24 protein-coding genes and 2 pseudogenes are annotated in these 21406 nt (G+C 59.2%); 15 read left to right on the forward strand and 11 right to left on the reverse strand.

Annotated features, from left to right (window positions below):
- Window positions 1-201: 201 nt before the first annotated feature.
- Window positions 202-741 (reverse strand): RNA 2',3'-cyclic phosphodiesterase, encoded by a 540-nt coding sequence (gene thpR, locus KGB06_RS12355; RefSeq protein ID WP_223516046.1) that lies wholly within the window; start codon window positions 739-741, stop codon window positions 202-204.
- 60 nt (window positions 742-801) lie between these two features.
- Here thpR and KGB06_RS12360 point away from each other — a divergent pair, with 60 nt between their 5' ends.
- Window positions 802-996: a hypothetical protein gene (locus tag KGB06_RS12360; RefSeq protein WP_223516048.1), complete on the forward strand. Its 195-nt coding sequence runs from the start codon at window positions 802-804 to the stop codon at window positions 994-996.
- Between the two features lie 14 nt (window positions 997-1010).
- Here the strand turns inward: KGB06_RS12360 and KGB06_RS12365 are convergent, their stop codons facing one another.
- Window positions 1011-1364, reverse strand: coding sequence for a DUF1428 domain-containing protein (locus tag KGB06_RS12365; RefSeq protein ID WP_223516051.1), 354 nt, complete (start codon window positions 1362-1364; stop codon window positions 1011-1013).
- A 2-nt stretch (window positions 1365-1366) separates the two neighbouring features.
- Window positions 1367-2455 (reverse strand): hypothetical protein, encoded by a 1089-nt coding sequence (locus KGB06_RS12370; RefSeq protein WP_223516055.1) that lies wholly within the window; start codon window positions 2453-2455, stop codon window positions 1367-1369.
- A 421-nt stretch (window positions 2456-2876) separates the two neighbouring features.
- Between KGB06_RS12370 and KGB06_RS12375 the strand changes: the two genes are divergently transcribed.
- Complete coding sequence (locus tag KGB06_RS12375; RefSeq protein ID WP_223516058.1) at window positions 2877-3146, forward strand: hypothetical protein; 270 nt, start codon at window positions 2877-2879, stop codon at window positions 3144-3146.
- Here the strand turns inward: KGB06_RS12375 and KGB06_RS12380 are convergent.
- The 3 genes from KGB06_RS12380 to KGB06_RS12390 all read right to left on the reverse strand — a co-directional run bounded on the left by KGB06_RS12380 (window position 3143) and on the right by KGB06_RS12390 (window position 5953).
- Window positions 3143-3781: a glutamine cyclotransferase gene (locus tag KGB06_RS12380; protein WP_223516061.1), complete on the reverse strand. Its 639-nt coding sequence runs from the start codon at window positions 3779-3781 to the stop codon at window positions 3143-3145. The genes KGB06_RS12375 and KGB06_RS12380 overlap by 4 nt on opposite strands.
- 36 nt (window positions 3782-3817) lie before the next feature.
- Window positions 3818-5029 carry a helix-turn-helix domain-containing protein gene (locus tag KGB06_RS12385; RefSeq protein ID WP_223516064.1) on the reverse strand — a complete coding sequence of 404 codons (1212 nt, stop codon included), beginning with the start codon at window positions 5027-5029 and terminating at the stop codon, window positions 3818-3820.
- A gap of 93 nt (window positions 5030-5122) precedes the next feature.
- Window positions 5123-5953, reverse strand: coding sequence for an AraC family transcriptional regulator (locus KGB06_RS12390; RefSeq protein ID WP_223516067.1), 831 nt, complete (start codon window positions 5951-5953; stop codon window positions 5123-5125).
- A 135-nt stretch (window positions 5954-6088) separates the two neighbouring features.
- Between KGB06_RS12390 and KGB06_RS12395 the strand changes: the two genes are divergently transcribed.
- From KGB06_RS12395 to KGB06_RS12405, 3 genes are all read left to right on the forward strand, one after another.
- Window positions 6089-6607 carry a carboxymuconolactone decarboxylase family protein gene (locus KGB06_RS12395; protein WP_223516070.1) on the forward strand — a complete coding sequence of 173 codons (519 nt, stop codon included), beginning with the start codon at window positions 6089-6091 and terminating at the stop codon, window positions 6605-6607.
- A 30-nt stretch (window positions 6608-6637) separates the two neighbouring features.
- Window positions 6638-6889, forward strand: a complete 252-nt coding sequence (grxC, locus tag KGB06_RS12400) for a glutaredoxin 3 (protein ID WP_223516073.1) — start codon at window positions 6638-6640, stop codon at window positions 6887-6889.
- Between the two features lie 115 nt (window positions 6890-7004).
- Window positions 7005-7436 (forward strand): nuclear transport factor 2 family protein, encoded by a 432-nt coding sequence (locus tag KGB06_RS12405; RefSeq protein WP_223516076.1) that lies wholly within the window; start codon window positions 7005-7007, stop codon window positions 7434-7436.
- A gap of 68 nt (window positions 7437-7504) precedes the next feature.
- On the opposite strand, the gene KGB06_RS12410 is transcribed toward KGB06_RS12405, so the two are convergent.
- Window positions 7505-8707 carry an NAD(P)/FAD-dependent oxidoreductase gene (locus KGB06_RS12410; RefSeq protein WP_223516080.1) on the reverse strand — a complete coding sequence of 401 codons (1203 nt, stop codon included), beginning with the start codon at window positions 8705-8707 and terminating at the stop codon, window positions 7505-7507.
- Window positions 8708-8954: 247 nt separating this feature from the next.
- Here KGB06_RS12410 and KGB06_RS12415 point away from each other — a divergent pair, with 247 nt between their 5' ends.
- From KGB06_RS12415 to KGB06_RS12425, 3 genes are all read left to right on the forward strand, one after another.
- Window positions 8955-9524 (forward strand): RrF2 family transcriptional regulator, encoded by a 570-nt coding sequence (locus tag KGB06_RS12415; protein ID WP_223516083.1) that lies wholly within the window; start codon window positions 8955-8957, stop codon window positions 9522-9524.
- A gap of 49 nt (window positions 9525-9573) precedes the next feature.
- The gene (locus tag KGB06_RS12420; RefSeq protein WP_223516086.1) at window positions 9574-9975 is read left to right on the forward strand and encodes a hypothetical protein; all 402 of its coding nucleotides are present in this window, start codon (window positions 9574-9576) and stop codon (window positions 9973-9975) included.
- Between the two features lie 236 nt (window positions 9976-10211).
- Window positions 10212-10490 carry a DUF3303 domain-containing protein gene (locus KGB06_RS12425; RefSeq protein ID WP_223516088.1) on the forward strand — a complete coding sequence of 93 codons (279 nt, stop codon included), beginning with the start codon at window positions 10212-10214 and terminating at the stop codon, window positions 10488-10490.
- A gap of 200 nt (window positions 10491-10690) precedes the next feature.
- Here the strand turns inward: KGB06_RS12425 and KGB06_RS12430 are convergent, their stop codons facing one another.
- Entirely contained in the window at window positions 10691-11476 is a 786-nt protein-coding gene (locus tag KGB06_RS12430) for a hypothetical protein (protein ID WP_223516091.1), read from the reverse strand.
- A gap of 16 nt (window positions 11477-11492) precedes the next feature.
- Window positions 11493-12311 carry a DUF2092 domain-containing protein gene (locus KGB06_RS12435; protein WP_223516094.1) on the reverse strand — a complete coding sequence of 273 codons (819 nt, stop codon included), beginning with the start codon at window positions 12309-12311 and terminating at the stop codon, window positions 11493-11495.
- A 352-nt stretch (window positions 12312-12663) separates the two neighbouring features.
- Here KGB06_RS12435 and KGB06_RS12440 point away from each other — a divergent pair, with 352 nt between their 5' ends.
- The 3 genes from KGB06_RS12440 (at window position 12664) to KGB06_RS12450 (ending at window position 14319) form a co-directional block, all read left to right on the forward strand.
- Window positions 12664-13341, forward strand: coding sequence for a DUF3313 domain-containing protein (locus KGB06_RS12440; protein ID WP_223516127.1), 678 nt, complete (start codon window positions 12664-12666; stop codon window positions 13339-13341).
- A 63-nt stretch (window positions 13342-13404) separates the two neighbouring features.
- Complete coding sequence (locus KGB06_RS12445) at window positions 13405-13833, forward strand: hypothetical protein (RefSeq protein ID WP_223516097.1); 429 nt, start codon at window positions 13405-13407, stop codon at window positions 13831-13833.
- Between the two features lie 27 nt (window positions 13834-13860).
- Window positions 13861-14319: a glycine zipper 2TM domain-containing protein gene (locus tag KGB06_RS12450; RefSeq protein ID WP_223516099.1), complete on the forward strand. Its 459-nt coding sequence runs from the start codon at window positions 13861-13863 to the stop codon at window positions 14317-14319.
- Window positions 14320-14351: 32 nt separating this feature from the next.
- On the opposite strand, the pseudogene KGB06_RS12455 reads toward KGB06_RS12450, so the two are convergent.
- A pseudogene (locus KGB06_RS12455) lies at window positions 14352-14615 on the reverse strand (transporter); the annotation flags it as partial.
- Window positions 14616-14878: 263 nt separating this feature from the next.
- On the opposite strand from KGB06_RS12455, the gene KGB06_RS12460 reads away from it, so the two are divergent.
- The 3 genes from KGB06_RS12460 to KGB06_RS12470 all read left to right on the forward strand — a co-directional run bounded on the left by KGB06_RS12460 (window position 14879) and on the right by KGB06_RS12470 (window position 18551).
- A complete protein-coding gene (locus tag KGB06_RS12460; protein WP_223516101.1) occupies window positions 14879-16492 on the forward strand; it encodes an arylsulfatase in 1614 nt (537 codons plus the stop codon).
- Window positions 16493-16558: 66 nt separating this feature from the next.
- Window positions 16559-17827, forward strand: coding sequence for an OmpP1/FadL family transporter (locus KGB06_RS12465; protein ID WP_223516104.1), 1269 nt, complete (start codon window positions 16559-16561; stop codon window positions 17825-17827).
- Between the two features lie 49 nt (window positions 17828-17876).
- Complete coding sequence (locus tag KGB06_RS12470) at window positions 17877-18551, forward strand: DUF3313 domain-containing protein (RefSeq protein WP_223516106.1); 675 nt, start codon at window positions 17877-17879, stop codon at window positions 18549-18551.
- Window positions 18552-18619: 68 nt separating this feature from the next.
- On the opposite strand, the gene ligD is transcribed toward KGB06_RS12470, so the two are convergent.
- Window positions 18620-20851 carry a DNA ligase D gene (ligD, locus tag KGB06_RS12475; RefSeq protein WP_223516109.1) on the reverse strand — a complete coding sequence of 744 codons (2232 nt, stop codon included), beginning with the start codon at window positions 20849-20851 and terminating at the stop codon, window positions 18620-18622.
- Window positions 20852-20985: 134 nt separating this feature from the next.
- On the opposite strand from ligD, the pseudogene KGB06_RS12480 reads away from it, so the two are divergent.
- Window positions 20986-21291, forward strand: a pseudogene (locus tag KGB06_RS12480) (cupin domain-containing protein); the annotation flags it as partial.
- Between the last annotated feature and the right edge of the window lie 115 nt (window positions 21292-21406).

Here is a 21406-nt window from a genome sequence, read left to right on the forward strand (position 1 = left end):
GGTGAGACACAGATTTGTGCACGACGCCAATCCCTGTGGGAGCGAGCCTGCTCGCGAAGAGGCCAGCACTGGCAACACAAGACTCAACCGTTTTCCGTTCCCGCAGCGCCTTACCACCGCTGCACGCTCCCTGCAGCAGAACGGCCTCACCTGGCTTCCTCGGTTAAGGTGAATTTGGGCGCTCTCCTCGGGCGCCATTTTTTATGCGGGAACGAGTGGCCATTCGGCCAATGCCCGATAACGTCCCTTATGCGATTCAAACAACGCAAAGCGATCAGCCCGCAGGAAAAACTCGGGCGGCGTCACGGACTCAGGCACCGGCAGCCGGTAGTCACGCATCAAGGTCAAATGCGGCCGAAACTCCTTCGGCGCATCCTCAAACCCAAACGGCAACATCGCCTGTTCCAGCGCATACACCAACCGCAATAACTCCGGCGGCGCTTGCTCGGGTGCGAGCACCAGCACGCCTGCCCTGCGCCAGACATCCAGCCGATCAAGCGCCAACTTCAACGGCCCACCCGGCACGCGAACCTTCGCGGCAGCGGTGCAGATATCGGCGATCTGCGCCACGCCCACCGCGCCCAAAAACTTCAACGTCAGGTGAAAGTTTTCCGCCGGCACCGGGCGCCCGCTGCGCAGTTCAAGCGCGCTACACCATTGCGCAATCGCCTTGCGTTGCTCGGGCGGGCAGTTCAGGGCAAAAAACAGCCGTTTCAGCGGCTCATGGGATTCGTCGCTCACGCCTGGCACCTCCTGACATGCACGTTATAGTTGAACCAACCGAAAACAACGGGAGGGGCTATGCGGGAGATCATCAGCAAAGAGCCATGGTGGGCGATGCCACCGAAACCTGGGCAGGATGAGTCCGAGCTGGAATGGGGCTGGCTGGTTCACTATAGCGAAGGTGAGCCACGTTTCGAGTTCGTCAGGGAGCGGCCGACGGATAACGAGATCCGTAATCGCAAGAGTTGCAGGATCACCCCGACAGCGGAGTGATCCTGGGGTGTGTTTCAGGCCTGAGTGATGATGTTGAAGCCGCCGAAGATCATCCGCTGACCATCGAACGGCATTGAATTGACGTCCGGTTGCATGCGCGGGTCGGCCATCATTTTCTGCATGCCGGCATTGCGGGTCGGCTTGTCTGGCCAGACGATCCAGGAAAACACCACTGTTTCGTCTTCCTTGAGTTTCACCGCCATCGGAAACGAGGTCACTTTGCCGTCTGGCACGTCGTCGCCCCAGCATTCAACAATGCTCAAGGCACCGTTCTCCTTGAAAATCGCGCTGGTGATTTCGGCGTGCTTCTTGAATTGCTCGCGGTTGGCGGTCGGTACGGCAATCACACAGCCATCGACATAAGACATGGTCATTCTCCTGCAGGGGGGTGAGGGTCGAGCTGATGGTTAGTCGATTCCGTCGGGCTCCAATCGACAGGCCTGCTGGCCGAATTGACCGACGGTGGTTCGGCAGTTACCGCCAGGTTGCCCTCGATCTGCCCCGCCATGTACAGCGTCCCTGCCATCACGCCGGTCGTCGGATTTTGCACCAGCTTCATCCAGGCTTTGTCGAACGTATTGCCCAAACTGCTGCGAATCAGCGCCTCGCTGTCCGGCCGGTCGGCAGCCTGGATGAGCGCGCGAATCCCGGCCACGCCGACGGTGATCAAGCCCCCGGCGAGTTTCCCGGCGGCGGCGGCCACCGCACTGGCGGCCCCGCGAGGGGCCATTTCGGCTTCCATGCGCTGACTGGCGCGCTTGGCCACTGGCGCCATGGCAGTGTCCGTCGAACCGATCCCCTTGTCGCCCCCCGCCTTGTGGATCTTGTCAATCAACGCTGCGTAAGCCGGCAGTGAGTCCAACGGCTGCGTACGGACGACCTGGTAAAGCGAGGCATTGCGCGCGGGCGGTGGCCCGAGGGCGATGGCGGGGACTTTCTGGATGCGGCCATTGAGCTGCGCCATCGGTATGCCGTGACGCTTGGAGGTTTTCTGCAGTTCTTCCTGAAGAATGTCTACGTAGAACGCGGTGGACTGGCCGAGAATCGCGTCGGGATCAATCTCGACCGCTACCGGCGCCAGCACCCGTTCCTGATATTGCTCGAGCAGATAGCCCGCCAAACGCTTGGCCGAGGCATCCTGCTCGCCCTTGGCACTGAGGGTGTACCAGCTGACTTTCATCGATAGCCATTCCTGGGTCCAGTAACTGCTGAACCAGGGGATGAAGTTCTCTTCGGTCAATTGGTAGACCCGTGTGCGCCAGTATTCCATGGCCCCGCGCGAGTAGATTCTGGTCTGCTCGGTGGCCGATTGCGACGCCGCGACGATTTCGCGATCCACCTGCCGCCACGTGCTATCGGACACGACCACCACAACCGGCGCTACCACAGGGGCACGCTCAGGCGTGGCGCATCCCGCCAATACCACCAACACGGCGACGATCAGCGAACGCAGGTTCAAGATCGCGGTTTCCTACAGTCGCCCTTGGGCAGAATGCCCGAAACTCAAAGGCCTATTGGTTTGAGTATAGGTGGCGCAGTTTGTTCGCCGTGGGTTGGATGGAAGGTTCAAGGGCCTCTTCGCGAGCAGGCTCGCTCCCACAGTTTTGAACTCACCGCGATCCAAATGTGGGAGCGAGACCGGCTTGCCGGCGATAAGGCCCTCAAGAACACCATCACTACCATCGATATTCACCATCGCGACGAATGCCTTCCGCAATAAACCCCTCAGGCGCACGATCACCCCATTCCAACGCAAACCCCGCCTCGGAGGGCCACATCATGTTGATCCATCTCCTGACCTGCCTGGCCCTGACGGCCGTGACGCTGACGCTTTTTTCCCGTTTTATCCTGGACATCGGCCAGACCGAGGAGCGCCCATCATGATCCACTCCGTCAGCCTGGCCGTGAGTTTTCCGGTGTTTGGCAGCAACTACTACGCGCAAGAATTCCTGTCACGCAAAGAACTGTCACTGGTGTTCGACCCGAATTTCGAAGCGTTGCTGATGCCGGCAGCGGCCAACCACTTCAGTAACGAAGTGGTCGGTCTCAACGATCAATTCCGCTTTCTCAATGACGTGCTGGTTGAACACCTGCTGGAGATCGAGCTGGCCCAGAGCGCACCTCGCTCGTCGCGCCAGTTTACGTTCTAGGAAGACACGGGCCGACGAACGGCCCGCACTTTGCCGCTTTTGCCACCGCCACAGAAAAACCGCTCGGCGCCGTCTGACTCAAGGCCTGACACCCCCACCCCTGGCGGCATTTCGACAGTTTCCAGGACTTTACCGGTGATCGGGTCAATTCGTCGCAACTCACTTTCATCCTCCTCCCACGTGCCATGCCACAGATCGCCGTCCACCCAAGTCACCCCGGTGACAAAGCGGTTGGATTCGATGGTGTGCAGAATGGCCCCGGTATCGGGGTTGATCTGATGGATTTTGCGGGCCCGGTACTGACCGACCCACAGATTGCCTTCCGCCCACGCCAGCCCCGAATCAGCGCCACCGCCGGGTGCCGGGATGGTGGCGAGTACACGGCCGCTTTGCGGATCGATCTTGTGAATGTGTTTACCGGCAATCTGGAACAAGTGCTGGCCATCGAAGGCGGTTCCCGCATCAGCGGCGACGTCGATCGAGCGCAGCGGTTGGCCGCTCTCCGGATCCAGGGCGTTGAGTCTTTCTCCGGAGGCGAACCAGACCTGCCGGCCGTCAAACGAGACGCCATGCACACTGTCGACGTCGGGAAACGGGCCATATTCACGAATGATTTCAGCAGTTGATCGTTTCATGAATGCATCCTCTTCACTGGGTGTGTGGAGTGGATCCTAATCACCCGGCAACAAAGCCGTGAGTAACAAAGTCGTCGCGAATCCCGGCAGCGGTGGTGTCATCCAGCGCCGGGCCCGGCCACGGCCAAAGGTCTGCACTTTGCCGGCGACCGCCAGCGCATCAAGCGCCCGTTGCACGCTACGCTGACCGGTGCCCAGCGCCAGTGCCAGGGCCGAACTCGACCACGACTCACCGTCCGCCAGAAACGCCAGCAGCGCCGCGTGCTGCTCCTCGACCGGGCGCGCCAGCACCACGACGTCCGGCGACACCAGGGCAAAGCCACGCTTCGTCGCGGTGACCCCGGCCAACGGTCGAAGCGCCGCTCGCAGCCGTCCGACTTCGACGCGCAACCGCGCACGATGGGATTCATCACTGAGTTTCAAGCGAAAAGCATAGGCGATGAGTGTTTCCCGGGGGACATCAGCCGGCCAGGCTTCGGCCAATGCCCGCGCGAGGGTGAACAACACCGGGCGCCTGGCCAGGGACACCGACATGCCAGCGCCGCGCACCACATAACGACACGCGTCGACCACCAGCGACGTTGAGGCGAGCAGCGTTTCTACCTCATCCAGCATCAGCGGTCGCGCCTCGCCCCGGCTGATTAAGCGGGCTGCGGGGGTGTTCATGACGCGAGCTACAGTGTCGACTTCGGCGCTGAGCGCCGGGATCCCGGCCTCGCCTGCAAAGCGTTCGGCCCGCTCCAGCGCAGACCGCGCCTTTTTGATCTCCAGCCGGCGCATCGCGATGCCAGCCACCACCAGTTCATGCGCGGCACGCAGGGCCGGAGGCAAGGGCGCCGGGTCCAGCCGGGCGAGCCGTTCCTCGACCTGATCGAGATGCCCGATCAGCAACAACCGTCGAATCTGCAGATACCGCGCGTGCGCCGCATTCACCCAATCCCCATGGACTTCGAGCGTTGCCAGCGCCGTGTCGAGGGCTTTTTCCGGCCAGCTCAAATCGCGAGCCGCCAGGGCAATTTCGGCTTCGGCCACCACACAGCGCGCACGAGCCATGGGCTCTTTTGGGCCAAATGCCCGCGCTGCACGCTTGACCAGCACCTTCGCGCGCTCCAGATCGCCGAGCTGGGCCATGGCAATGCCGCGAAGTGCCAGCGCCGGCGCATCGTCGCGCAAGGCAACCCGGTTTAATGCGCCGAGCGGATCACCCGCGGCCAGCGCACGGGCGGCAGCGGTGATCAGCGAGTCCATTTGATTTTCGCCACGTTCGACACTCCCATGGTTCGACGCTCGCTGTTCAGTCTATCTCATGCCCCTCAAACAGCCCTTGAAGCCACAACAGCGTTATCGCGAACGTTTGCCTTCTTGCGCCCACTCACGCGGGCTAATGCCGGTTTTTCGGCGAAAGGCCCGGGCCAGCGCCGAGGGGCTTTCGTAGCCCACTTCATCGGCGATCAGCGCAATTGACTTGCCTTCGCGCAAGCGTTTCTGGGCCAGACTGATACGCCAGCTCACCAGATAGTCGACCGGCGTCTGCCCGACCACTAGACGAAAGTGTTCGGCAAAACTGGCACGCGACATGTTGGCCGCCGCCGACAGTTGGGCCACGGTCCAGGATTTTTCGGGCGAGTCATGCATCAGGTTCATGGCCCTCGCCAGACGTGTATCCGCGAGACCGGCCATCATGCCGGGCCGTTGATCGCGGCTTGCCAGGAGATGGCGCAGCAACTGAATCACCAGCAACTCGAACAGTCGATCCATCATCGCTTCACGGCCGCAGGTGTCGCCGAAGGCTTCGTTGAACAGCCATTCCAGCGTGCCGGCCATCGTAGGAACGCTGTCGAGTGGGAGCAGCAAATAATCAGGCAGCGCGGACGCCAGGGCATTACCGGCACCGCCGTAGAAATCCAGCGAAGCGCACACCAGTTGCGTGCCCGAGGCTTTGCTGGCAAGTAAACGATGACGGTAAGGTCTCGGGAAAAAGATCAGCGTGGGCTCAGTCAGCAATCTGTCTGGTTCATCGGCCAATTTCAGCATCAGTTCCCCCGCCTGCAACAGGTGAACGTGCCCCGTTGACTGCTCACCATCAAAGGCCACTGAGTCGCAAAAACTTCCACTGAAGAAGCTCCCGGCACTGACGCCGAAGTGGGTGAGCAAGGTGGACAAGCGATCCATGGAAAGTCTCCCGGGCGACATGTTTGGACGATCTGTCGCATATCCTCGACGATTTGCACCCTAAAGGCCACCGCCGTTCCATAGCATAGACCCCGTACCCAGCGCACACCGCGCTTGAATCTACGGAGCACCACCATGAGCCGCATCACCGCCCTGAGCCTCGAACACGCCACTGAAACCACCCGTCCGCTGCTGGAAGGCGTGCAGAAAAAAATCGGCTTTTTGCCGAATGTCTTCAAAACCCTGGCCCATGCCCCTGCGGTCCTGGCAGCCTACCTGCAACACAGCGCGGCGCTGGGCAAAACGTCCCTGAGCGCGACGGAAAAAGAAGCCATCTTCCTGGCCACCTCGCAGGTTAACGGCTGCGACTACTGCCTGGCGGCTCATACGCTGTTTGCCGGTAAAGCCGGGTTATCTGTGCAAGATATCTTCAGCGCCCGGCACGGCCAACTCAACGCCTTCGCCACCCTCGCCCGGCAAATCACCGAAAGCCGTGGCCACTTGAACGATGAGCAGATCGACGCAGCGCGCGCGGCCGGCATCAACGACGCCAAGATCGTTGAAGTGGTTGCCCACATTGCTGCGCAGACCTTGACCAATTACCTCAACAATCTCGCCCTGACCGAGATCGACTTCCCCGCCATCGATGGTTGAACCCGGCGATTGATTTCAGGAGTACTGACAATGAACAACGTAACGATCTACACCACCGACACCTGCCCCTATTGCCGCAACGCCAAGGCACTGCTGGCCAGTAAAGGCATCGCCGCCGAGGAAATAAACATTCAATCCAGCCCGGGCAAATTCCAGGAGATGCTCAACCGAAGCGGGCGTCGCAGCGTGCCGCAGATTTTTATCGGCGACACTCACGTCGGCGGCTTCGATGACTTGGCCAAACTGGATCGGCAGGGCGGTTTACTGTCAATGCTGGCTTGAAATGCACTGCGCCCGGCATGGCCTAATACAGATCGTGCCGGGTATTTTCTTAATCCTTCTTAGGTTGTACGATGACAGACGAGTCACCCTACCCCATAACAACAAGGAACCACCTATGAAGAACGTCAAGCTGCTAGTCGGTTTTCTCTGCCTGTTCAATGGCTACGTAGTGGCCGCCCCGGTGTCGGGCGAGAAAGAGGTCGCGAGCGCTGTCGACCATCTGACCCAAGCCATGCTGCACAAGAACATTCCCGAGCTTAAAGCGCTGACCGCCGAGAACCTGACCTACGGGCATTCCAGCGGCAAGGTTCAGGACAAGACCGACTTCATCGCTGATATCGAAACCGGGAAAAGCGCCTTCAAAACCCTGGAAATGCAGAATCAGACCATTAACGTGTCCGGTGACGTAGCGCTGGTTCGCAATCATTTCTCGGCACAAGCGCTCAAGGGCACCGAAGTAGTTCCGACCGAAATCGAGAACTTCCAGATTTGGCAAAAGAAGGGTGGCAAGTGGCTGCTGGTCGGCCGCCAAGCTTTCCGCATCTAAAAAAAATCCCGCTCAAGGTGACTTGAGCGGGATTTTTCTATCCACGCTACGGGATCAAGACATCGGTGTTATGCCACCGGGATCATCGGATCCGCGGCTGCCAACGCATTGGCACGGTCGGCGGCTGGCGGGTAGATCCAGACAGTATTGATCTGGGTTTTCAGCTCTTTGCCTTCCTGCTTGACCAGTTTGACCTGACGATCCCAACCCTCGGTATAGACCGCACCCCAGGCGCCCAGATCCAGGCACGTCACGTACTTGGGTTGACTATAAGGCGTCGGGTCCACGCCCAGAATGTGCGCCGCCACGTTATTACCGGCGTGACGCCCCAGCGAGATGGCGTGCTGGCAGGTCATCATTGCGTAGTTGCCGATGTCATCGCAGGCCGCGTAAGCCACATCACCCGTAGCAAAGATGTCGTCCTGGCCGATGACTTTCAGATGACTGTCCACGTGCAGACGGCCTTGGCTATCACGCTCAGCGGGGATCTGTTCAGTCAGCGAACTGGCGCGCACACCGGTGGTCCAGACCACGGTTTTGGCATCGATGCGTTGGCCATCGGCTAAGGTCACACCGTTCTTGTCAACGGCAACAACCGATGACTTCAGGCGCCATTTCACCCCCAGCTCCGTGCTCGCTTGAGCAATCGACTGGCTGATTTCGGCGCCCATCGAAGCCCCGACCTTCTCGCCACGGTCGACGATGATCACTTCAATGTCGGCACCCTCACCGAGGATAGCCCGCAGACGTGCCGGCATTTCGGTCGCCGTTTCAATCCCGGTGAAACCGCCGCCCGCCACTACGACGGTGTTGCGGGCTTTGCTGTCTGGCAGGCTGGCCAGGGATTTGAGGTGGTTTTCCAGGCGCACGGCTTGTTCGATCTGGTCCACGTCAAAGGCATATTCGGACACGCCTGGAGTGTTCGGCAAGGCCAGGCGGCTGCCGGTCGCCAGAACGAGTTTGTCGTAGCTGCACGTCTGTCGGGTGCCCGAAGCATCGGTGTAGCCGACACGTTTTTGCTCCACGTCGATGGTGTCTGCGGCGCCCTTGATGAACTTCACACCCACGGCATCGAACAGCTCACCGATCGGTGCCGCCAGTTGATGAGCGTTCGGCTCGTAAAAGCGTGGACGCACGCGCAGCTCGGCCTGAGGCGCCAGAACCGTGACCTCTACGCCGTTGTGATCATGTAGGTCGAACAGGCGTGTTGCGCTCAACGCCGTCCACATACCGCCGAAACCTGCGCCGATGACCAGAATGTGCTGTTTCATGGTTTTAACTCCGGGGAAGACCAAAAGCTGAACTCGTTACCGAGCGGACATCGGCGACTATAGTGATCCGAGTTAAAGCTCGCAATATCCAATTTACAATGGTTACTATCGCCAATGCTGATACCTCGACAATCCTTCAACAGCTTTAATCAACAAGGAGCACCGAGCAGCTAGCCTCGCCAGCGGATCATTGCCCGCCCTAGCCATCGACTGATAACATTGGCGACTTATTCAGTCGGAGATCCAGATGTCTCTTTATAGCGCAGGCGTTGAATACGGCATTCATTGCCTGATTTTTTTGGTGGGCGATTCCGGCGATAGCCGTGAGGCGAGCGTGCGCGACCTTGCCGAGTTGCAAGGCGTGCCGCTGGATTACCTGGCCAAGATCTTCACCCGGCTGGCCAAGGCAAAACTGGTGATCGCCACCGAAGGCGTGCGCGGCGGGTTCAAACTGGCCCGGCCGGCGGACGAAATCAGCGTGCTGGACATCGTCAATGCCATTGATGGCCAGAAGCTGATCTTCGATTGCCGCGAGATTCGCGGGCGTTGCGCCGTGTTCGACGGCGCCCCACCGGCGTGGGCCCTCGACGGTCCCTGCTCGGTGCACGCCGTCATGATGACCGCGCAAAAACGCATGGAAGACGCGCTCGCCCAGCAGACCATTCTCGATTTGGCCAGACGAGTCGGACGCAAAGCCCCAGCCGAATTCGGTGCCCGGTTGAACACCTGGATGAATGATCGGCGGGAAAAGAAAACTGCCAGCAGTGCGCCGGTTGAGGATGAGCAGATTATCCCGACGACCGAAATCTCAGACTGACGATTCAGCTATGGGCAAACCGGATTAGAGCGCTCTATGATTGAACCCCATGACCACCTCCGCTCCGATCCGCTCACCCTGCCCGCCCGGCGCCTGCAACTGCGGGCGTGACCCACTGCTTGAAACACCGGGGGCGGACGTGCGCATCCTGTTTCTGACCCGCCAGGAAGAAAAGCGCCTGCTCGACCGCCTGGAAAACCTCCAGAGCCTGGCCGACCTCGAACGCCTGCAACAGCGGATGTATGAGCAATTGGGCATCCGTGTCGAGATCGTCCCCAGCTTCAACGAAGTGCGCACGATGCGCGGCATCGGCATCACCCTCGGCGAGCAACCGGGGCTATGCCGTAAAACCCGCCAGTCGATCCCGGCCGCCATTCGCCGCAGCCTGGAAAATCGCCCGGAAATCGCCTACGACATCCTCAACGCCAATGACCTGTTGCGGGATGCGTAAGGGCAGCATCGATGAAAACTACAAGTCGCCGCCCATGTTTCGCGGGTGAAACAGGCACCGCGCGTGACGTTATTCAATCCATGAAAAGATAACTAAAGAGGATCAGCGGTCGTACGCGGACTGCCGGTCGCTGCTATGCCTTCACAGAGGATAAAGAGGCTCAGCGTAACCGTGGTCCCGGCGCCAGCCAGGTGCGCGAAGACAAACAGGTGCCAATCCGTATCAGGAGGTGGCCGATGTTATTCATCGTCAGTTGGTCCATTGACCCGGAAAACCGTAACAAGGCGATCGAGCGTTTTCTCAATTCCGGGGGTGCTCCGCCCACAGGCGCCAAGATGCTCGGACGCTGGCATGCCGTAGGCGGTTCGAGCGGTATGGGGATTGTAGAGGCGAGTGATCTGGTGCCCATCCAGCAATGGGTGCTGGAGTGGAGCGACATCATGAAGATGGACATCCATGCGGCATTGACCGATGAGCAGATGGCGCCGCTGTTGGCAGCCACTACCAGTCAGTAGCAGGCATCGGGGCGGTGGATCACCGCCCCGTTCCTGGTGTTGGCCTATTTCACTTTGCGCAACAGAAAGTGTGCGGGAAAAGTACTGGAAGGGATCGTTGCGCAACATCAGCTGAAGACACAGCCAGCGTCTGTTCCGGGTCACGCAGGCTCGGAGCAGACGCTGCTGAAATCAGTGCGTCCAGGGCTTGCAAACGCTGATCATGGCGGTGTCACCACGGTGTAATACACCCCGTTGGCGCCATAGGCAGGTTGCAACCAGGAATTGCCGCATTGGTAGTACGTGCTCTGGGAAAAAGTCTGCAAATTACATCCGGGAGGCAGGCTGGCATAGGTCTGGCCCAAGGGCATCGTCGGCGGTCCCGAAGCGACCATCCCGGCGTTATAGCCAGCGCCGAACGCGTTGTCGTCGGCATCCTCGTCGGCCACCGCCCCTGCAGCCTCACCCACCGCCACGCCCGTCGCAGCGGCGGCTACCGGATTGACACCGCCGCAGTAATAACAGCCGCTGCTGGCAATCACAGCGGCGGGCGGATGGTAGTAGGCAGTCCCGTATGGAACTGACTGGTAAGCGGACCCGCCATAAGCGGGCCCCCGGTAAGCCGTCGTACCATAACCGTCCGCGTGGTAGCCATAAGCGTTGGCGCCATCTTCACCTTGTGCATGCCAGGCACCGTCCTGACCGGAAGCCGTTCCGCCTTCGGCACCTGTGCCCGCCCAGGACCCACCGCCACCGGAGGCCGAACCGCCGCGATAGCCTGAACCGCTCCAGCTGCCGTCACCGCCGGAGGCCGAGCCGCCGCGATTGGTTTCGCCACTCCAACTGCCATCGCCGCCCGAAGCCGAGCCAAATTCGCCGGAACGACTCCATGAACCGCCACCACCGTATGAACGCCCAAAACCACCGGCGTGCGACCAGGCTGCCGCCTCGTTACACATCAGCGCGGCGATTAACAGGCCCGCGAACTTCAAGGTAGATCTGCTCATGATTCAACCTCCTCGTTCAGGGTTTTGTGACCGGATCCTTAACGCCTTGCGGGGCGCGAAGGGCGGGAGGCGGGGAAAATTTGATCCGGTGCGCCGACTCGATCTGGTCAGGTTTGAAGAACGCCGCAGGCATCGCTGAGCTGAGCTTCCAGTCACTGAAATCGACCTGATGCCGGGATCGGGTCGGGTCATCGAGAAACACTGCCCGCAACCGGCGCGGGAGCTTGTCCTCGGTACCGATCCAGGCTTGGACGAACACGGTGTCGCTGGTGTATGCGATCACATCGGTGGTGGTATCGCCGACCACCGTGGACTGGCCGATGTAGAACGCCACACGCATGTCCCTGGACAAGTCTTTATAAGGATCAGCGACGATAACGTCGGTAAACGGAAAATAGATTGCCGCACGCTGGTACGCGGCCTCCAGCGTCGCATCGATGGTGGGAGGCGCATCGACTTGGGCGAGCAGTTTGTCCTTGCGCTCAAAGGCATAGGCTTGCTTGCCGTCGTAATAGAACTCGGTGGCCGGACCATCGCCGGAGGTCATGACACGCAGCTGGTCCGGGCGCTGCTCAGTGACCAGCGCCACCGAACTATAGGCCAGGGGCGGCCCAAGCCGGCTGGGCTTTTCGTAGGTGGTAACGGCTTTGAAACTCAGGCCCTTGGCGCTGGTCAGGCGAGCGCTCATGGCCTTCAGAATATCCAGCGCCTTGGGCTCCAATTGCACCGCCGACACATCGACCGCCGGTGTCTGGGCGGCGTGCAACGGAGTGACAACGACAGCCATCACCATGCTGACCGTGAACAAGCGGACATACTGCTGGAGGGTTAGCATCTTTTGTTCTCCGCAGAGAGAGGTCTGGCGTTAAACGACGGGTGACGGAAATGACGTCGTAACGGACTCGTATTCCGATGAACACGTATTGATGATTCATGCCTTGCACCGGTTTGCAGTCATCGACCATCCGGAAATATCAGCAAAGCTCAATTTGCTGTCATTCGCCATTCAATCGAAAAAATAACCCGACAAATCCGGGCAAAAAAGTCAGCGTGGAACGCATTGGCTGGATATTTCAGCATTGCTACCTACGCTCTCTTCAGAAATGTTTGCATTTCGACGCAGGTGGGCGATGGCCGACTGCATTAACAGCGAAACGCTCGACTTTATTCCGGGAGAACACACCACCATGAACATGTACCGAAACCTGCTCATCGGCACCGCATTGGCCGGACTCCTGCTCGGCGGTTGCACCTCGAAAGTCACCGAGACGACGCAGTACTCCGGTTTCCTGTCGAGCTACAGCGACCTGAAGGAAGTCGAAACGCCTAGCGGTGGCACGGCGCTGCGCTGGGTGAGCCCGTCGTTTGACCGGAATGCGTATACCACCGTGGCGTTCAATACGCTGGAGTTCTACCCCGCGCCAAAACCCAACGAGCGGGTCAATAAGCAGACGTTGCTCGACTTGCAGAGCTACATGACCAGCACGGCCAAAAGCGTGCTGGGCCAGAAATACCGGATAGTGCCTAGCGCGGCCGCAGCACCGGCCGGAGCAAGAACCTTGATCCTGCGCGCGGCAATCACCGGGGTCAGCGCCACGAACGAAGGCATGAAGTGGTATGAAGTGGTGCCGATTGCGGCCGTTGTCGGAGCGACACAGGCCGCCACCGGTCACCGGGATCAGAACACTAACCTGTTCATCGAAGCTGAGCTCATCGACGCCGGGACCAATCAAACCGTCGTCAAAGTGGTGCGCAAAATATTCGGCACCCCGCTGGAGAACGACAAGCAGGCAATCACCACCCAGGACTTCAAAGCCGCGATCGACAAATTGAACGCCGATATCTGGGCGTTCATCCGCAGTTGAACCCTGTTTCAATCACCAAAAAAGGTTGGTGGTTGAATTAACCTGAAGCAGAGGTCATTCGACATGCAACCGCACTCATCAAATCCGTTATCAAATGTGTGCAGAACGCTGTTCTTCACCGCGCTCTTCGCCGGTGTACTGGCGTTAAACGGCTGCGCGACGGTGGAGGCCCAAACAACCCAGTATGTTGGGGTCCCGCAGTATCCGCCGACCATTCCGGCCGAAGTCCAGGTGTTACGCACAGACCCGACTCGCCCCTTCGTGCGGTTAGGAGAAATTCTGATTGATGCCAGCATCGAACCGGCGCCCCCTATGGCCGAGATCGAACTCAAACTGCAGGACGAAGGCGCCAAGCTTGGCGCAGACGCGGTAGTCGTGGTTTACGACCAGATTGCGACCGTCGGGGCCTACGTGTCCGGCCCGGTATGGGCCCGCGACGTCAATACGATCCAGGGGCGCAAGCTCAAAGCCATTGCCATCAAATACAAATAATCGACTATCGATAAAGAGGTACACCGCATGAAAGCAATCCTGTCCTGGATGACCCTCACGTTGGCGACTGTGTTAATCAGTGCCTGCTCTGCCGTCGGATCAACCTCTGGCGGTGCCGGTGAGATGGAGATTCGATCAGGGAAGATCGAGCAGATATCGCTGACACAGATGCAGACCAATCACGACAGTGGCGTCGGTGCCGTACTCGGCGGCATTGGCGGTCTGGGTATCGGCAGCTTGATCGGTCATGGCACCGGGCGCGATGTCGCCATGGTTGCCGGTGCGCTCGCCGGTGCTGCGGGCGGTAATTATGTAGAGAAGAAAAAGTACGACCAACCGGTAACAGCGCAACAGATCATCGTACGGGTCACCAGTGGCGTGCTGGTATCGGTTACCCAGCCGATCAATCCGAACTTGAGTAAAGGCATGAAAGTGTATATCGAAGGCTCAGGCAATGATGCCCGAGTGGTACAGCAAGGCGGTTAAGGCGACGAGATCAACTTGAGCGGGCTGGGGGTTCATCGGGGAAACAAAAACGTAATCGCCGCGCGAAATCCCCAGCCCCGCGCACAGTCCTCGGGACTGTCGGCCCAATAGCGAGGGCCAACCTGAATGGTCAGCGGCTGACCACCCAGCTTGAGCAGCTGAGTCACCATGGCATTGACGGGGACCGACCATTCCTTGGTTTGCCAGTTGTAGGTCGACTCGGTGTTCACACCAAACGTGGTGTAGGTGTGAGTGGTGTACGACCAAAAGGGCTGCAAGAACGTCTGATTGACCTTTGGCGCATTCGGCTGCTCAGGTCGCAGGCGCAGCATGCTTAAACACGTGGATGTTTAAGGCATTAGCAAAACGCAGTTTCCTCACACGCGCCATTCAAACGCTAAACAAATTGAAGTTTTGAGCACGCTTTGCCTGTTTTAAGAGGGCTGCTTCTGGAAATTTCACAATACCTACCTAATCTCTTCGCGGGGGGATCCAATATTTCAGGAGAAGCCTGGGGGCTTCTTTTCAACGTGTGAACCGCCGTACACAGGATCTTCATATGAACCGGAAAAAGATTTTCTCCGTACTCGCAACGCCTTTGCTGATGTCGGCAATGTTTATCCCCGGTATGACTTATGCCGCCGATAAGCCGCCCAACATCCTGGTGATCATGGGTGACGATATTGGCTGGTCCAACATCGGTGTCTACAACCAGGGCATGATGTCCGGCCGCACTCCTCATCTCGACCAGCTCGCCAACGAAGGCATGCGCTTTACCGACTATTATGCCGAGGCCAGTTGCACCGCTGGGCGCGCCAACTTCATTACCGGTGAACTGCCGATCCGTACGGGCATGACCACCGTCGGCCAGGCCGGTTCGCCCATCGGCATTCCCGCCGAAGCCGTGACCATCGCCACAACCCTGAAATCCATGGGTTACGCCACCGGCCAGTTCGGCAAGAACCACCTGGGCGACTTGAACGAATTCCTGCCCACCGTCCACGGCTTCGATGAGTTCTTCGGTTACCTCTATCACCTCGACGCCATGGAAGACCCGGCACACCCCAACTATCCAAAGGACCTGCTGGACAAGGTCGGTCCGCGCAATATGGTCCACAGCTGGGCTACCACCACCGACGACACCACCGTCATGCCGCGCTGGGGCAAGGTCGGCAAACAGAAAATCGAAGACGCCGGTACGCTCTATCCAGAGCGGATGAAAACCGTCGACGAGGAAATTCGCGACAAGACCTTCACCTTTATCGACAAGGCCAAGCAGGACAACAAACCGTTTTTCGTCTGGCTGAACCCGACCCGCATGCACATCGTCACTCACCTGTCCGACAAGTACGAAGCCATGCGCAATTCGGAAAACGGCTGGTCGGAACAGGAAGCCGGTATGGCACAGCTTGATGACATCGTCGGCGATGTCATGGCCAAGCTGAAAAAAGAAGGCATGGATGACAACACCATTGTGGTTTTCACCACCGACAATGGCGCGGAAAACTTCACCTGGCCGGACGGCGGCACCACCCCGTTTGCCATGGGTAAAGGCACCGTCATGGAAGGCGGTTTCCGGGTGCCGGCGATCGTTCGCTGGCCGGGTAAAGTGCCGGCTAACACGGTCGGTAACGGCATCATGTCGGGGATGGACTGGTTCCCGACTCTGGTCGCTGCGGCGGGCAACCCGAACATCACCACGGAACTAATCAAGGGCAAGCAACTGGGCGATACCACCTACAAGGTGCACCTCGACGGCTACGACCAGACGCCGATGATCACCGGTAAAGGTCCGTCGAACCGGCATGAAATCTTCTACTTTGGAGAGAGTACGCTGGGTGCGGTGCGCATTGATGATTACAAGTATCGTTTCATTGACCAACCCGGTGGGTGGCTGGGAGCTAAAGTAGCTGTGGATGTTCCGTTCCTGACCAACCTTCGTCTTGACCCTTTTGAACGCATGGGCTGGCCGGAAAATCAGTCAGCACAGGGCTCCCAACAGTACTTCGACTGGTTCAAGTTCCAGTTCTGGCGTTTCGTATTCGTCCAGCAGCAGGTGGCTAAACTGGCTGAAACCGCGATAGAGTTCCCGCCCATGCAAAAAGGCGCGAGTTTTAACCTCGATTCTGTCAAGGCCAAGATCGAGGCAGCCCGCGCGGCAATGGCCAAGTAAGCAATCAAATTCACGGGTGGCCGGGTGAGCCACCCGTTTTCGAATAGACATTTGGTAAGGACAATCATGCCAACAAAAACAGTTGCCCTACCCACTTTCACGCTCCTTGCCCTGTGCTGCCAGCAAGCCTGGGCCGGCGGCATCAGTCTTTACGAAATCGGCACGGATAACGTCGGCCTGGCCAATGCTGGCGCCGCCGCCCGCGCTCAAGGCCCCTCGACCATCGCCTACAACCCGGCGGGCATGAGTTACTTGTCGGGCACGCAAATCACCGGCGGTTTGCAAGTGCTCTACGGTGACTTGTCCTTCGATCGCGATTCCGGCACCAACACCGCTGGCAGCGGCAGTGGCAACGCCCTAGATCCGATTCCCGGCGGCAGCTTCTTCGTCACCCATGAGCTGGACGATCACTGGAGCGTCGGTTTCGGTACCTACGGCGACTTCGGGCTTGCCATCAATTACGACAACGATTGGTCAGGCCGTTATTTTGTGCAAAACGCCAGCATCGTCGGTTTGTCCATGGTGCCCAGTGTCTCTTACCGCTTCAACGAGCAATGGTCGGTAGGCGTGGGCGTCAAGGCCATGTACGGCGAGTTGAAAGCGCAAACCGCCATTGACCGTAGCCCCTTCGGTTTCACCGACCGCACGGACGGCCAGTTCAAGTACAGGGATGGCACCTGGGGCTATGGCGCCAACGTGGGGGTGATCTATGCCCCGCAACCCGGCACGCGCATTGGTCTGACCTATACCAGCCAGGTCGATCTGGACTTCGAAGACCGGCTGGATGTGAAAGGCGATGGTCGGCTGCTGGAGCGCGTCAACAACACTCAAACCGACCTCGACGTTAAGGTTCCACAAACCGTCACCCTGAGTCTGTTCCAACAAATGGACCCGAAATTGGCATTGTTGGCCTCGGTCAACTGGCAGGACTGGTCGGAGTTCGGAGAAATCGGCGTACAGGTCGACACCACGGCGTTTGGTGCGCAGTCGACAACGGTCGACGCGAATTTCAAGGACACCTGGCACCTCTCCCTTGGCGCGCAATACCAGGCCACCGAGCAATGGCTGTGGAACGTCGGTGTGGCGTACGACAGCAGCGCCGTGTCGGACAGCAACCGCAGCGTGATCCTGCCGGTGAATGAAGCCTGGCGCCTTGGGACGGGAGCCACCTATGCTCTTGACAAGGACACCGACGTTAATGTCAGTTGGGCCCTGATCTGGCTCGGTGACATGCCCGACCAACAGACAAAGACCGTTTCGGGCAATCAAATTTCCGGGCAATTCGACAATGCATGGATTCAAGCGCTGACCGGGAACATGACTTGGCGTTTTTGATGCGTAGCAAAAAAAAAAACACGACTTAAACCATGGAGTAAACACCACTATGATTCTGTCCCGAAGCTTGTTCATCGGTGCTGCACTCACCGGCGTCCTGTTGGGCGGTTGCACCTCGAAAGTCACGGAGACGACGCAGTACTCCGGTTTCCTGTCGAGCTACAACAACCTGAAGGAAGTCGAAACCCCAAGCGGTGGTACCGCGATGCGTTGGGTGAGCCCATCCTGGAACCCGAATGCGTATAACACCGTGGTGTTCAACAAGTTGGATTTCTATCCAGCGCCGAAACCCAATGAACGGGTCAATCAGCAGACGCTGACCGATATTCAGAACTACATGACCACCAAAGCCCGGGCCACACTGGGCACGAAATACCAGGTAGTCAGCACTCCGGCAGCCGCTCCGGCCGGTGCCAAAACCTTGATCCTGCGCGCGGCAATCACTGGGGTCAGCGCCTCGAACGAAGGTATGAAGTGGTATGAAGTGGTGCCTATTGCGGCCGTCGTCGGGGCGACACAAGCAGCCACCGGCCACCGCGACCAGGACACCGAGCTGTATATCGAGGCGGAATTCATCGACGCCAAAAGCAACCAGACCGTGGGCCGAGTAGTGCGCAAGGTGTTTGGCACGACCCTGGAAAACGAAAGCCAGAATGTCACTGCGAAAGATTTCAAAACCGCTATCGACAAACTGAACTCTGACCTCCAGCAATTCATCAAGTAACTGCTTTCAAGCAATAAAGAGGTCCGACCGGCGCCCCGTGAACGGGGCGTCGGCATTTTCACCTCCGATCACTTTTTCATTCCCACCCGCCGTCGCATCTCAGCCGTAATCGTCTGCCGGGTCTTCTTCAGATCCGCCCAAGGCGCATCTCCCACCTCGGCCAGGCGTTCATGCACAGTGTGCACGTTCCATTGATTGCCGCCCTTGAGTTCGGCGACCTCCTCGCGAAAGATCGGCACCGACACCGGCAACCCTTCACGGGTTCGTACGGCGTAGGCGCAAATGGTGGTGGCGCCGTAACCGTTGCGCAGGTAATCGATGAAGATCCGCCCTACCCTGTTTTTCGGTCCCGACACCGCGCAAAACCGTTCCGGCAACAGCTTGGCCATGTGGCTGACAATCGCATGGCTGAAGTCTTTTACTTCATCCCAGCCGAGCTTGCGGATCAGCGGCACCACCAGGTGCATACCTTTGCCGCCGCTGGTTTTGAGAAACGCCTTGAGCCCCAGTTCATCGAGCACTGACAGCGTCAGGTGAGTCGCTTCGACCATGCTCTTCCAGGGCAGCGCCGGGTCCGGGTCAAGGTCCAGCACGAAGCGGTCAGGCCGGTCGAGGTTGTCTGCGGTGGCATTCCAGGTGTGCAGTTCCACGGTGCTCATCTGCACGGCGCCGATCAGCGCTTGGGCGTTGTTGATGATCATCACCGGTTGGCCGGTCAGTTCCTTGTCCAGCGTGGTGATGCCTGGAATGGCCAGGCGCTCGGCGTTTTTCTGGAAAAACAGTTCACCGGCAATGCCGTCCGGCGCGCGAACCAGCGCCACCGGGCGATCCTTTAGTTCAGGCAAAACCCACTCGGCAACGCTGGCGTAATACTCGGCCAGTTGCACTTTGGTGGTGCCGCTGGAGGCGTCGATGACCCGGTCGGGGTGGGTGATGCGCACCTTGCCTTCGCCCAGACCCATTTGTGACGGTGCGGGTTGGGCCGGTTTTTTCTCTGGGGACTTCACCACTTTCGGCTGCTCCTCTGTAATGCCTTTGGCGGGTTTGTCATCGCGCAGGCCATGGAACACCGCATGGCGCACCGAGCCTTCCTTGGTCATCTCAGCGAATGCCACTTGCGCCAGCAGCACGGGGTTGAGCCAGTGCACACCCTTGGCCTCGAAACCACTCGGTGGATTAACCACCGAAGGCTTCTTCGCCTGCAACGGTTTCAGCTGTTCGTAAATGCGCTTGAGCGTGGTCTCGTTGAACCCGGTGCCGACCTTGCCGGCGTAACGCAACTGGCCGCTGTCACGGTCATGCAACCCGAGCAGCAACGCACCGAAGGCGTTGCGCGAACCTTTCGGATCGGAGTAGCCGACCACCACGAATTCTTGCCGGTGTTTGCACTTGAGCTTGATCCAGTCGCTGCTGCGCCGGGACACGTAAGGCGAGCCCAGACGTTTGCCGATCAACCCTTCCATCTGCATTTGGCAGGCGCTGTCGAGCAAGGCTTCCGGCGCTTCGTCGAACGAGTCCGAGAAGCGCAGCAATGGGTCCTGATTGAGTTTGAGCACGGTGGACAGCGCCCCCCTGCGCTCTTCGACCGGCACCTCGCGCAGGTCCACGCCATTGAGGTAAGGCAGGTCGAACAGGTAATACAGGATGTTGGCGCTGGCACCGGCGTCGAAGGCATTTTGCAACGCCTGAAAGTCCGGCACACCCTGCTCGTCGGCCAGCACCATTTCGCCGTCGAGCCAGGCCGATTCGAGGTTCAGCGCCGCTAACGCTTGGGCTTGCTTTGGCAATTTGTGGGTCCAGTCGTGACCGTTACGGGTGAAGAGTTTGACGTCGCCGTGGTCGATGCGGGCCATGATCCGGTAGCCATCAAACTTGATTTCGTAGCTCCACCGCCCCTGCGGGGCCTTCTCCACTAGCGTCGCCAGTTCGGGTTTGAGTTGGTCGGGCAGTTTGGCTTTGTGGGCGCCGTTGAGTGGCGCCGACGGCGCACCAGCGCCGTAGTGCCCCTCCGGAATCCTGCCCTCGAACGTCGCGTAGTCCAGCGGATGGTCTTCGACGTGGACCGCCAGGCGCTTGACTTTGGGGTCGAGCGAGGGGCCTTTGGGCACCGCCCAGCTTTTCAGCGCACCATCGAGTTCCAGGCGAAAGTCATAATGCAGTCGTGAGGCGTCGTGCTTCTGAATGCAGAACTGCAGCGCGTGGTCTTGCGCGGTTTTTTGGGTTGGGCGCTTGGTCGCCGCGGGTTCGGAAGTCGCCGAAAAGTCGCGCAGGCGGTTGTAATCATCCAGGTTCTTGTTCATGGCGCACCTGCTGCCGATGCCTCGGTCATGATGGCGTCTCTACTCAGCAGAGCGACCGGGCCGGATAAAAATTCCATCGGCATTGAAATCACCCGGACAAACGGGCCTGAGGTGCGGCACCCGACGGCCCACGTGTGCAAGGTGGCGGGCCGCCGCCGCACTTTCATCCATGGGACGAGGCGTTTTATGTGGTCGACGGCGAGGTTGAAATGACAGTGGCGGGTACGTCCACCACGGTTTCGGCCGGGGGCTACGTGCATATTCCCGGTGGGTCGATCCATGCTTACAAGAACATCAGCCCGACCGCGAAAATGATTGGCGTGGTCTCAGATCCGCGGGGCGGGCAGTTCTTTGCGGCGGTGGATCGGCTACGGGTACCGGAGGATTTGCCGCGGATACTTGAGATTGCCGAGGCGCATGGCATTACGTTTCTGGTGTAGATAGTCGAGCCAGACAGTCGATCGCGTAATCGTTCTTCGTCGGAACGCCGCCCGGAGCCTGCTCGCTCCCACATGGGTATGCATTCCAATGTGGGAGCGAGCCTGCTCGCGAAAG

The organism is Pseudomonas sp. GL-B-19, assembly GCF_019956415.1.
Lineage (GTDB): Bacteria > Pseudomonadota > Gammaproteobacteria > Pseudomonadales > Pseudomonadaceae > Aquipseudomonas.